Raw genomic sequence first — 11,841 nt, forward strand, 5'->3', positions numbered from 1 at the left:
GGTCGAACGCACCGGCAGCGCTGCGCCGAAGAACTCCTTGTACACCTCGTTGAAGCCGGCGAAGTGGCTCATGTCCGACAGCCACACCGTGGCCTTGACCACCTGGTCGAAACCCGCGCCGCAGGCCGCCAGGCTTTCGCCGATGCGCTCGCAGGCGGCGCGGGTCTGGGTCTGGATGTCACCGCGCACCACTTCACCGCCGGCACTCATCGGCACCTGGCCGGACAGGAACAGAAAGCCGCCGGCTTTAACCGCACGGGAGAACGGGAACGGCAGGCTGCTGGGGAAACGCTGGATATCATTGCTCATGGGATGCTCCTTTCAGGATTGCTGGAAACGTGCCGGGGACAGGCGCTCGGGCACCACCCCCTGGCTGACAAGGCCAGGACACAGAGGCTGGCCCAGCAGCAGGTCGGCAGCCAGGCGCGAAGCGCCCGCAGCCGACTGGATGCCATAGCCACCTTGTGCCGCCAGCCAGAAGAACGCTGGCGCATGCACATCGAAACCGATCACCAGGTCGCCGTCGGCGACGAACGAGCGCAGCCCGGCCCAGGTGTGGCTCGGCCGGCGGATCGCCAGGGTGGTCATGGCTTCGATGTTGTAGATGCCCAAAGCCACGTCGAGCTCCTCGGGCGCGGCGTCCTGGGGTTCGACCGGGTCGGCATTGGCCGGCGAACCCAGCAGCTGGCCGGCGTCGGGCTTGAAGTAGAAGCTTTCGTCTACGCCGATTACCGCCGGCCAGCGGGCGAAGTCCTGGTCCTCCGGGCCGGGGAAGGTGAAGGCACTACGCCGACAGGGTTGCAGGCCGATACGCGCCACTCCACATTGCTCGGCCACATGGTCGGCCCAGGCACCAGCGGCATTGACCAGCTGGCGCGCCTGCACGCGGCTGCCATCGCCCAGTTCCACCTGCCACAGGTCATCCAGGTACCAGGCCTGAATCAGCTCGGCGTTGCAGCGCATTTCGCCGCCAGCGGCGCGATAGCCGCGCAAGAAACCCTGGTGCAAGGCATGCACGTCCAGGTCCATGGCACCCGCTTCAAGCACCGCGCCGGCCAGGTTCTCGCCACGCAGGCTCGGTACCAGGGCCAGGGCCGCGTCGCGGTCGAGCAGGCTGACCTCGGTGCCGTTGGCCAGGTTCTGCGCGTGGGTCTGCTCGAGCAGCGCGCGCTGCTCCAGGTTGGCGACGTACAGGCAGCCGCGCGGTTCCAGCAATGGGTGCTCGCAGAACCCTTGCGGTGGTGCTTCGTAGAAGCCTCGGCTGGCACGGGTCAGCGCCTGGATCTGCGGGGTGCCGTAGGCCTCCATGAACATGGCTGCCGAACGCCCGGTGGAATGGTAGCCAGGCTGTGCCTCGCGCTCGAGCAACAACACCTTCTGCCGGCCGGCCAGGCGATAACCCAAGGAAGCACCGGCAATACCGGCACCGATGATCAGGGTGTCGTAGATCAGGGTCATGCACGCTCCTGTCAAGAAATTATCATTTATGAGAATTCTAATATATGAGAATTTATGAATACGCAAGGGTCCAAGGTAAGATGCCCGACCAACGCTGCATGCCGAGACCCCCGAATGCCCGCTGCCCTCCCCCTGCTGGACCGTGCCGTAGTCGGCCAGCGCCTGCGCCAGGTGCGCAAGGCCCGCCAGATGACCCTCAAGCAATTGTCCGAAGCCAGTGGCGTACCGGTGTCCACCTTGTCGAAGATGGAACTGGCGCAGGTCTCGGTCAGCTACGAAAAGCTCGCCGCCGCCGCCCGGGCGCTGAATGTCGACATTGCCCAGCTTTTGCGCGCCAGTGGAACGGTCACGGCGCCTGTGCCGGTGACCGTGGTGGTCGACTCATTGCCGGCGGCGGCGGGTTACTCGACCGGCACCTATGACTACCACCCGATCGCCGGCGATTTCCCCGAACGGCGCATGACACCCGCCTACGCCCGCATCATCGCCCGTGAACGCGGCCAGTTCGACGATTTTATCCGCCACCCCGGGCAAGAGTTCGCGTTGGTGCTGAGCGGTCGCGTTCGTATCGAGTTCGAAACCGGCGAAGCGGTGAGCATCGGGCCGCAGGAAACGGCGTATTTCGACAGCCAGGTGGGGCATATCTACCTGTCGGAGAGTGACGATGGGGCAGATGCGCATGTGATGGTGGTGATGACTGATCGCTGACCCGGTGCTGCCTGCCAGGGCCCTCTCGCCGGCAAGCCAGCTCCCACAAGTACTGCACAGGCCCTGAGGTTGATGCGGTCGGTGTGAGAGCCGGCTTGCCGGCGATAGGGCCCCGGCAGGCAGCACTCGGTTATAACCTAATAACGAACAAGTCTATTTGGCTATAAAAAAATCTATATGCTGGCTGCATCCGATAACGGGCAAAGTTGGGCAGTCGAGTAGCGTATGGATGTAGGTTCTTTCGGTTTCACCATTGCGGGCCTGGTCGTGGGTTTCATCGTCGGCATGACCGGCGTCGGCGGCGGCTCGCTGATGACCCCGATCCTGTTGTGGTTTGGCATCAGCCCGGCGACCGCCGTCGGCACCGACCTGCTCTATGCCGCCATCACCAAGGCCAGTGGCGTCTGGGTGCATGCGCGCAACAAGAACGTCGACTGGAAGATCACCGGCCTGCTAAGCCTGGGCAGCGTGCCCGCAGCGGCGCTGACCCTGTGGTTCCTCAGCACCTTGCACACCGACACTTCGGCGCTCAACGCCGTCATCAAGCAAGGCCTGGCGGTGGTGCTGATCCTGACCGCGCTGGCCATCCTGTTCAAATCGCGCCTGCAGGCCTTTGCCAGCCGCCATGCCGGTGACCACTACCACCTCAGCGACCGCAGCCTGAACATCCTTACCGTGCTCACCGGCGTGGTGCTTGGGGTGATGGTCACCCTCACTTCCATCGGTGCTGGCGCACTGGGTACCGTGGCGCTGTTCCTGCTGTACCCGTTCCTGGTCACCCGCCGCCTTGTCGGTACCGAAATCGCCCACGCCGTGCCACTGACTCTGGTGGCGGGCCTGGGCCATGCGGGCATGGGCAACATGGACTGGTCGCTGCTGGGCTACCTGCTGCTTGGCTCGCTGCCAGGCATCTACCTGGGCAGCCACCTCACCGGGCGGATTTCCGACCGCGTGCTGCGTCCGTGCCTGGCGGCGATGCTGCTGCTGATCGGCTACAAACTGGCGTTCTGACCTTCAGCCCAGGCGCAGGCGCCACTGCCCGGTAAAGCTCAGCTCCAGGCGCGACAGCGGCAACACGTCGACCCGCTGGCTGGCACCCATCGGGCAGCCAAGTACCTGCACCAGCACGGCGCGCATGACCATCGGGTGGGTAACCGCCAGCCATTCGCCCGGCCTGTCGAAGGCCGCCAGCCAGGCAGCGATGCGCTGGCAAAGCACAGCGAACGACTCGCCCCCATGGACTTCACTGGCCGGGTCCTGAAGCCATTCGGCCAACGCCTGCGGTTGCTCGGCCTGCAGTTGCTTCAGCGTCAGCCCCTGCCAACGCCCCAGGTCGCAATCGGCCAAGGCCGGCTCGACCTGCACAGGTCTGGAAAACCACGCCGCCGTCTCGCAGGCTCGACGCTCTGGTGCAGCCAGCACCGGCACATCGGAAAGGTCAGCGAAAGGCGGCTGACCCAACGGCAGGATGCCGTCCTCGGCGCGGTGCAGGCGCCCGGTCTTCTGGGCCTGGGTCAGGGCATGGCACATCAGGGTCAGGCGGACGGCTTTCACCGGGTTTCTCTCGCGGCAGGTTGGGTCGCAAGGTTTAGCATGCCGTGGCGCTTTCTGCCGCAACAATATTGCACCGGCTGCGCCGACGATGGTGCCTGATCAGATCATCACCCGCATCAGTCCCCAAACCGGCACCGCTGCCACCAACCCCACCGCCAGCCGCGGCCAGTACGGCAGCAGCAATACCAGCAGCATCCCCGCCAGCGACATCGCGGCAAACCAGGCCACCGGCCCCATGGCCCAGCCCCAGGCTTGGATACACAGCACCAGACTGCCCAACAATGCCAGCCACCCGGCCGTGCGCAAGCCGACACGCAGCACCTGCGGGCAGGTGCGGTTCCATACCTGCTTGTAATGCCGCTCCAGCCCCTGGCACAGCCCCAGCATGCCAGCGTAGGCGAACAACACGCCGCCCATGACCCACATCATCATGCCCCGGCCTCCATACACCGCCCTGACCTGGCCTTCTGTGTCCCCCACTGAGCCTGCCATAAGCGCCAGACCAGCAGCCCGAGCAATACACCCAACACCAGAGCACAGGCCGCCACCCCCAGGCGCATGGCGTCGCCCAAGCCACCCAACGCACCCAGGCCAATGCACAGCAACGCGGTCAGCAGCAGTTGCTCGATCCAGGCTCTGCGTACCGGCCTGATACCGGCATGCAACAGCGCCAGCAGCCATACACCAAAGAACGCACGAACCTCCCAGCTCTCCCGCTGCGCCAGTTCCACCGGCAGCACGCGGCTGGCCCATAGCAACCCCACGCACGCCAACAACAGGCCACTGACGAAGCCCACGTTGCACACCTCCGCCACCCGGTACCAACGCCGCACCGCAGCCTCGGCGCTGGTGTACTTGCGCCCACGCTTCACGCAGAACAGCACCAGCCCGCTGGCGATCATCAGGCAACTGACCAGACCACAGACGAAATACAGCCAGCGCATCGGGTAGCCGCCAAACTGGGCGAAATGCAGGCCGGCCATGACCCGCTGGGTCAATGGCGCCGCGCGCCATTCGACGACGTCGCCGAGCAACTGCCCGCTGACACCATCGAAGACCATGGCCTGCCCCTTGGCCAAGGCAATGCGATTGCCCAGTCCGGGGCGTATTTCGATACGCGCCGCCGCCGTATTGGGATTGCGGATGTTCAGGCCACCAATCGGCCCCAGGCGCGCCTCGGCCTGGGCCAGCAATGGCGCCACATCGACCAGCGCGGCGGGTTGCCTGGCCAGGCCGCCAGGCTGCTCCAGACGGGCATTGCCCTGGGCCTGGAAGTAGGCACGGTTGTCGCCGGCGAACAGCGCATCGACCCCGGCCGGGATATAGATGAGCATGAAGATCACCAGGCCGGTGTAGGTGATCATCAGGTGGAACGGCAGCAACAGCACCGCGCTGGCGTTGTGGAAATCCAGCCACGAGCGCTGGCCCTTGTTCGGCCGAAAGGTGAAGAACTCCTTGAAGATCTTCTTGTGGATGACGATACCGGTGACCAGCGCCGCGAGCATCACCAGCGCCAGTGCGCCGACAACGAAGATGCCCCAGTTGCGTGGCAGATCGAGGGTGAAGTGGAAGCGGAAAAAGAAGTTGCCACCAACGCTGTCACGCACCTCGATGGCCTCGCCAGTGTGCGGGTCGAGTTGAACGACGGGGCCATGGCGACGCTCGCCCGTGGACACGCGCAACCCGGGCGAGCGCTCGCTCGGCAGGCTGATGCCCCAGTTGCCAGCCTGCGGCTCGTGGGCCTGCAGGTAGGCAATGGCGCGCCGCGCGGCGTCGGCCTGGGGCACCTCGGTGGCCGGGATTTCCGGTTGCATCCAGTGGTCAAGTTCCTTGTCGAACACCGCCAGGGTGCCGGTGACGAAGATGGCGAACAGCAGCCAGCCGAAAATCAGCCCGGCCCAGGTGTGCAGCCAGGCCATCGATTGGGTGAAGCTGTTCTTCATGCCAGCCACCCCAGTGCTTGCGGCCAGAAGCCGATCAGGGCAAGCGGTACGGCCACAGCCAGCGGAGCCCAGGCACGCAGGGCATCACTGCAGGCGAAGGCCCAGAGGATTGCGGCGGTATAGAAGATGAAGGCCGGCAGGGTCGCTACGATGACCGCATCGGCGGCAGCCAGCGGCAGGATGCGGGTCAGGCAGGCGCTGGCGGCGTAGCTGAGGGCATAGCCGCCGAACAGTGCGGCACAGCTGCGGGAGAGGATCTGCAGCCAGGCGGGGGCTTTGATCATCGTGGGCTCCTTGGCGTTGCTCGGTAGCATCCGGGGCTGCTTTGCAGCCCATTCGCCGGCAAGCCAGCTCCCACTTCGAAGACTGTGTGGTACCAGTGGGAGCTGGCTTGCCGGCGAAAAGGGCCGCAAAGCGGCCCCTTGGATCAGAAGTTGATGTTCAGCGCAGCGAACACCGCCCTGCCCGGCTGGTTATAGGTATTGGCGCCCGACGTGCTGGCGTTGCCGCCACGCAGGATCTGCTTGTCGAACACGTTGTTCACCCCCAACCGCACGTCGTAGTTGGCGTTGAACTTGTAACCGGCGCTCACGTCCACCAGGCCGTAGGCTTCCACGTCCTGTTGCGCGGTCTTGTCGTAGCCTTGCTGGGTGCGTTCGTTGAAGGTCGGCGACTTCTGCTTGCCGAAGTAGGTACCCGCCACCTGGAACGACAGCTTCTCGGTGGCGCGCCAGTCGAGGGTGGTGTTGACGGTGTATTCCGGGATCACCGACAGCGGCTCGCCGGTCTCGCGGTTGTCGTTGTCGAGCATCCAGGTCAGGTTGGTGTTCCAGTCCAGGGCCGGGGCCAGCTCGATGAACAGGTTGCCTTCGATACCTTCCACCCGCGCCTTGCCGGCGTTGTCCCACTGGGTCACACGGCTGCCGGTGCCGATGGTGTACAACACGTCGGTATCACCGACGATCTTGTTCTTGTAGTCGTTGCGAAAGTACGCGGCACTGCTGCGCCAGGTACCCCGGTCGTACATCAGGCCGATTTCCTTGTTGACGCTGATCTCGGGCTTGAGGTCGGCGTTGCCCTGCAGGTAGCAGCCACCGTTATTGGTCTGCTGCACGCTGCAACCGTTGCCGCGGCTGTACAGCAGGTAGTTGGGGTTGGACTGGTACAGGTTCGGGGTCTTGTAGGCGCGCGCGATACCGCCTTTGACCGACAGTGCTTCGGTCAGCTTGTGCGAAAGGTTCAGGCTGGGGCTGAAGTTGTCGCCGAAGGTTTCGTGGTGGTCGAAACGCAGGCCCGGGGTAATGGTGGTGTCGCCGACAATGATGTTGTCCTCGACGAACAGCGCATAGCTGCGGGCGGTCATCTTCGAGCTGCTGCGGTCGAAGCCGACCAATCCGTCGTTAACGGTAGGGTCCGAGCTTTGCGGGCGCAGCGAGCCCTGGTCATTGAGCGCTTCGTACAGGTACTCGCCGCCCAGGGTCAGCACATGCTCGGTGCTGCCCATGGCGAATGGCAGGTTCACTTCGCTGCTCAGGCGCGTATTGCGCAGGCGCGACATGGCGGCGCCTTCGGCATTGGGGGCACCTTCGGTGCGGCCTGCCAGGCCCTCGTTGAGGCGCCAGTTGCGCACGTACTCGTAGGCCAGCACGGTCTTGCTGGTACCCCAGGTGAAATCGCCCAGGTGGGTCAGGTCGTAGGTACTGCGCTGCATCACATTGGTTTCGTGGCCGTACAGGCTGGACACGAACTCGACGTCACCACCGCCGTTGCTGTTCATGGTGTCGCCGGCAAAGATATTGCCCTGGCGGCTGTAGCCGGCACTGGCCTCGAGGCGGTGCTCGTCGTTCAGCTTCCAGCTCAGCAGGCCATTGATGTCCTTGTTGCGTACGCCTTCGCGGCCCGCCACCAGCGCACTGGTGGCATGCCCGGCGTTGATGTCCAGGTCGTCGGCATCGGTCTTGGCCAGGCCGCCGTACAGGCGGAAGCCGAGGTTGTCGGTCAGGCCGCCGCCCAGGTTGAAGTTGGCCCGGCGGCTGGCGCCCTCGGCGCTGTCTTCCGGCAGCTGGGTGTACAGGCTGACGCTGCCCTTGAACTCGTCGGCGGGGCGCTTGGTGATGATATTGACCACCCCGCCCATGGCGCCGGAGCCGTAACGTGCGGCCGCCGGGCCACGGAGGATCTCGATGCGCTCGACCGCTTCTGCTGGTACCCAGTTGGTTTCACCGCGGGTATCGCGGTCGCCGTTCCAGCCATAGCGCACGGCATTGCGTGCGCTGGATGGCTTGCCGTCGATGAGGATCAGGGTGTTTTCCGGGCCCATGCCGCGCAGGTCGATCTGCCGGTTGTTGCCACGCGCGCCGCTGGCGCTGTTGCCGGTCAGGTTCACCCCGGGCTCGCGGCGGATGATGTCGGACAGGTCATTCGCTGGCGGATGGCGCTTGATATCTTCGGCGGTGATGATCGACGTACCCAAGGCCTGGCGTGCCTCGCGTTCGGCGGTGACCAGGGTGTCCTGGATTACCAGCGCGTTGTCGGCGACCGGCATCTCCAGCACCTCACCCGTACGCTGTTCTTCGGCTTGGGCCGCGGTGGCCACCATGGCCGGTGACGCCAGCGCGACGAACGCCAGGGCCAGGCTGTTGGGTGAAGTCTTGCACTGCATGGGTACATCTCCTGCGATTCATGAGCGAAACGGCACATCCCTGTCGGAAACCGGGAGCCTTCGCCCACCGGCCTCGCAAACACAGTCTGGTGGCCAACAGGGATGGTAAATATAGGGATTCGCAAATGAGTTTAAATCTTATTTACGAAGTTTACATGTTTGTAACGGAACTTTGCGGACACGATGGCGTGCCGGCGCAGCCCGGCTATTCGCGCTGTTGCATGCATACACCTGTCCGATTTGCATCCTGCGCGACGCCTCCTACAGTTTCGAACGTAGCCCCTCTGCCGAGCCTCCTGATGCGCAGCCACGGAGAAAGCCACACCACGAACGCCACCCGGTCACTGTCGAAGATCCCTCGCAGTGTCTGGGCGCTGGGCTTCGTGTCGATGTTCATGGACATTTCCTCGGAAATGATTCACGCATTGCTGCCGCTTTACATGGTCACCGTGCTCGGCACTTCGGTAGTGGCGGTGGGCTTTATCGAAGGTATCGCCGAAGCGACCGCCTCGATCACCAAGGTGTTTTCCGGTGCCCTCAGCGACCGGCTGGGCAAGCGCAAGCTGCTCACGGTGCTGGGCTATGGCCTGGGGGCGTTGACCAAGCCGGTATTCCCCATGGCCTCCGGGCTGGAGTGGCTGACCGCGGCCCGCTTCGTAGATCGGGTCGGCAAAGGCATTCGTGGGGCGCCGCGCGATGCGCTGGTGGCCGACGTTACGCCCGCTGAACTGCGTGGTGCAGCCTTCGGCCTGCGCCAGGCGCTGGATACCGTGGGCGCGTTCCTTGGGCCGTTGCTGGTGATCATGCTGATGTGGCTGACCGCGAGCCATTTCCAGACGGTGTTCTGGGTGGCGGTGGTCCCGGCGTTCGTGGCGTTGTACATCCTCATTGCCTTCGTGCGCGAACCTGAAACGCCGGCCTCCACCCGGACGGTGCGTTCACCGCTGGCACTGCACGAGCTGGCCCGCCTGGGCCCGGCCTATTGGCGGCTGATCGGCCTGGCCACGCTGTTCACCCTCGCCCGCTTCAGCGAGGCGTTTCTGCTACTGCGCGCCCAGGACATGGGCCTGGCGCCGCTGTGGGCGCCGGTAGTGCTTGTGCTAATGGCCTTGACCTATTCGCTGGCGGCCTACCCCGCAGGGGTGCTGTCGGACCGCGTAGGCCGCCGCGGCGTGCTGATGACCGGGCTGGGGCTGCTGGTCGCCGCCGACCTGCTGCTGGCCCTGCTGCCGGGCTGGACCGGGCTGGCCATGGGGGTGGCTGCATGGGGCCTGCACCTGGGCTTCAGCCAAGGTATCTTTGCCGCCATGATCGCCGACAGCGCCCCCGCCGAACTGCGCGGTACAGCCTTCGGCCTGTTCAACCTGCTGACCGGCGTGGCGCTGCTGGTGGCCAGCGTGATGGCCGGACTGCTGTGGGACGGGGTCGGCTTCAAGGCGACATTCCTGCTTGGCGCAGCGTGTGCCGGCAGCACCCTGGTCGGGGTCGCATTACTCAGGTCAGGCCCCTGCAAGCCGAACTAGGCCAGCACTGGCTGCTGCTCCAGTAGCGACCAGCCGCCATGCCCGTCCACTTCCAGCCGATGGGTATGGAAATCTGCCAGCGTACTGCGGTGCCCGACACTGACCAGCAACGCCCCCGGCATTTCCGTGCGCAACAGTGAATACAGAGCATGCTCGAGCCCTTCGTCCATGGCCGAAGTGGACTCGTCGAGAAACACCACCTGCGGCCGGTTGAACAGCACCCGGGCAAATGCCAGGCGCTGTTGCTCACCAACCGAGAGAATGTGTGACCAGTCACAGCTGACGTCCAGTCGCTCGGCCAGGTGGGCCAGGTTGACCTGTTGCAAGGCCTGCTGCATCCGCGTTTCATCCTCAGGCCTGCTGGCCGCCGGGTAGGCAATGACGGCGCGCAGATCGCCCAGCGGCAGGTACGGCCGCTGCGACAGGAACAGCGCCTGGTGGCCAAGCGGGCGCCTGACCTCACCCTCGGCATACGGCCAGAGGCCTGCCAGCGCACGCAGCAGCGTGGTTTTGCCACTGCCCGACGGCCCCTTGATCAACAGCGCCTGGCCGGCGTGCAGGTCAAGGTCCAGGTCGGCGATAAGGGCATGCCCGTCCGGGCGCAGCACCTGCAGGCGGCTGATCGATAAGGCACGCTCCTGGTCCTCGGTGATGACGCGCGGCAAAGCGCTTGCCTGCTCGTTGGCATCGAGGAAGCCGGTCAGACGGTCGAGGGTGGCCCGGTACTGGGCAAAGGCATCATACGACTCGCGGAAGAACGACAAAGAATCCTGCACCTGGCCAAAGGCCTGGGAGGTTTGCATGACGTCGCCCAGCTTGATCGCCCCGCTGAAGAAGCGCGGTGCCTGCAGAATGAACGGGAACACCACTGCTACCTGGCTCACGCCCAGGTTGAAACCACTGAATTTCAAGTTCCGGAACACCAGCGCCCAGGCATTCACGATCAAGGCACCAAAGCGGCCCAGCAAGGTGCCCCGCTCGACCTGCGCGCCCTGGTAGAAAGCGATGTTCTCGGCGTTCTCGCGCAGGCGCATCAGCGCGTAACGGAAGTTGGCGGTGAGCTTTTCGTTGAGGAAGTTCAGGCGGATCAGCGGCCGCCCGAGGCGGAAGGCAATCCAGGTGGCGACGATGACATACAGGTAGACGGCAAACACCATCGCCCGGGGAATCTCCACACCAGCGACGGCCAGCGGCGCCGACAGCCCCCAGAGGATGCCGGTGAACGCCACCAGCGAAACCAGCGCACTGACCGCGCCCAGGGCGAGGGTCACCGAGTTGCTGACAAAGGCGTTGACGTCCAGTTCGATTCGCTGGTCGGGGTTGTCCACCGGCTCGGCGAGGAACTGGCCACGGTAATAAGCATCACCGTGCATCCAGTCGTAGGTCAGGCGTTCGGTCAGCCAGACCCGCCACTGGATGCTGAACGCCTGGCTTACATAGAAGGTGAACAGCGAACGCAGCACATGGATGGTGGCCAATACCGCGAAGACGCCGAGCAGGTACCAGAAGGCAGTCTGGTCAAGGCCCTGCAAGGCGCTGTAGAAGCCGTTGTACCAGAATGAGAACAGCACATTCAGGCGCACCGAGAATAGCGTCAGTACCAGCAGCAGGGCGAACACCAGCAACGGCCGCCAACTGCGCCTGAAACTGAAATAGGGCCCGGCAAGCTGCCAGAACTGACTGCCCCAGCGCGTACAACGTACGGCCAGTGTAGCGGCTGCCGTGAAGCAGACAAAAGTGATGAACGAGGCGAATGCCAGCCAGCTCAGGCTCTCTTGCAGGGCCTGGTGCCAGTTCATTTCCATGGTGGGTATCCGTGCTGAGTATTTCCGCGAGCGTAGCATTGACCTGTGGTTCGTCAGGCATAAATGACGCACATTTCATGATTGCTTTTGCGAGCTACGCGGGCCCCTGTGGGAGCGGCTTTAGCCGCGAAGCGGGCGACGCGGTGGATGGCACCGGCTTTGCCGGTGTTCGCGGGTGAACCCGCTCC

11 protein-coding genes are annotated in these 11,841 nt (G+C 64.5%); 3 read left to right on the forward strand and 8 right to left on the reverse strand.

The window, feature by feature from the left end; genetic code table 11:
* Together ACK1U9_RS24780 and ACK1U9_RS24785 are read right to left on the reverse strand one after the other, a co-directional pair.
* A partial coding sequence (locus ACK1U9_RS24780; protein WP_449110250.1) for a RidA family protein occupies positions 1-309 on the reverse strand: 309 nt, incomplete at its 3' end.
* Positions 310-321: 12 nt separating this feature from the next.
* Entirely contained in the window at positions 322-1,458 is a 1,137-nt protein-coding gene (locus tag ACK1U9_RS24785; protein WP_046616816.1) for an NAD(P)/FAD-dependent oxidoreductase, read from the reverse strand.
* 114 nt (positions 1,459-1,572) lie between these two features.
* Here ACK1U9_RS24785 and ACK1U9_RS24790 point away from each other — a divergent pair, with 114 nt between their 5' ends.
* Both ACK1U9_RS24790 and ACK1U9_RS24795 read left to right on the forward strand, forming a co-directional pair.
* Complete coding sequence (locus ACK1U9_RS24790) at positions 1,573-2,166, forward strand: helix-turn-helix domain-containing protein (RefSeq protein WP_085600163.1); 594 nt, start codon at positions 1,573-1,575, stop codon at positions 2,164-2,166.
* Positions 2,167-2,391: 225 nt separating this feature from the next.
* The gene (locus tag ACK1U9_RS24795) at positions 2,392-3,177 is read left to right on the forward strand and encodes a sulfite exporter TauE/SafE family protein (RefSeq protein WP_046616814.1); all 786 of its coding nucleotides are present in this window, start codon (positions 2,392-2,394) and stop codon (positions 3,175-3,177) included.
* A gap of 3 nt (positions 3,178-3,180) precedes the next feature.
* On the opposite strand, the gene ACK1U9_RS24800 is transcribed toward ACK1U9_RS24795, so the two are convergent.
* The 5 genes from ACK1U9_RS24800 to ACK1U9_RS24820 form a co-directional block, all read right to left on the reverse strand.
* On the reverse strand, positions 3,181-3,720 hold the full coding sequence (locus ACK1U9_RS24800) for a histidine phosphatase family protein (protein WP_046616813.1): 540 nt from the start codon (positions 3,718-3,720) through the stop codon (positions 3,181-3,183).
* Between the two features lie 99 nt (positions 3,721-3,819).
* Positions 3,820-4,152, reverse strand: coding sequence for a DUF3325 domain-containing protein (locus ACK1U9_RS24805; RefSeq protein WP_046616812.1), 333 nt, complete (start codon positions 4,150-4,152; stop codon positions 3,820-3,822).
* Positions 4,149-5,663: a PepSY-associated TM helix domain-containing protein gene (locus tag ACK1U9_RS24810; protein ID WP_108479825.1), complete on the reverse strand. Its 1,515-nt coding sequence runs from the start codon at positions 5,661-5,663 to the stop codon at positions 4,149-4,151. Before ACK1U9_RS24810 ends, ACK1U9_RS24805 begins: the two co-directional genes overlap by 4 nt.
* Entirely contained in the window at positions 5,660-5,947 is a 288-nt protein-coding gene (locus ACK1U9_RS24815; RefSeq protein WP_108479824.1) for an iron transporter, read from the reverse strand. The genes ACK1U9_RS24810 and ACK1U9_RS24815 overlap by 4 nt, the downstream gene beginning before the upstream one ends.
* A 143-nt stretch (positions 5,948-6,090) precedes the next feature.
* Positions 6,091-8,325, reverse strand: coding sequence for a TonB-dependent siderophore receptor (locus tag ACK1U9_RS24820; protein WP_108479823.1), 2,235 nt, complete (start codon positions 8,323-8,325; stop codon positions 6,091-6,093).
* 299 nt (positions 8,326-8,624) lie between these two features.
* On the opposite strand from ACK1U9_RS24820, the gene ACK1U9_RS24825 reads away from it, so the two are divergent.
* Entirely contained in the window at positions 8,625-9,848 is a 1,224-nt protein-coding gene (locus ACK1U9_RS24825) for an MFS transporter (RefSeq protein ID WP_153670966.1), read from the forward strand.
* Here the strand turns inward: ACK1U9_RS24825 and ACK1U9_RS24830 are convergent.
* Entirely contained in the window at positions 9,845-11,653 is a 1,809-nt protein-coding gene (locus tag ACK1U9_RS24830; protein WP_108480704.1) for an ABC transporter ATP-binding protein/permease, read from the reverse strand. The genes ACK1U9_RS24825 and ACK1U9_RS24830 overlap by 4 nt on opposite strands.
* Positions 11,654-11,841 lie beyond the last annotated feature (188 nt).

The organism is Pseudomonas sp. XP1 (assembly GCF_053557675.1).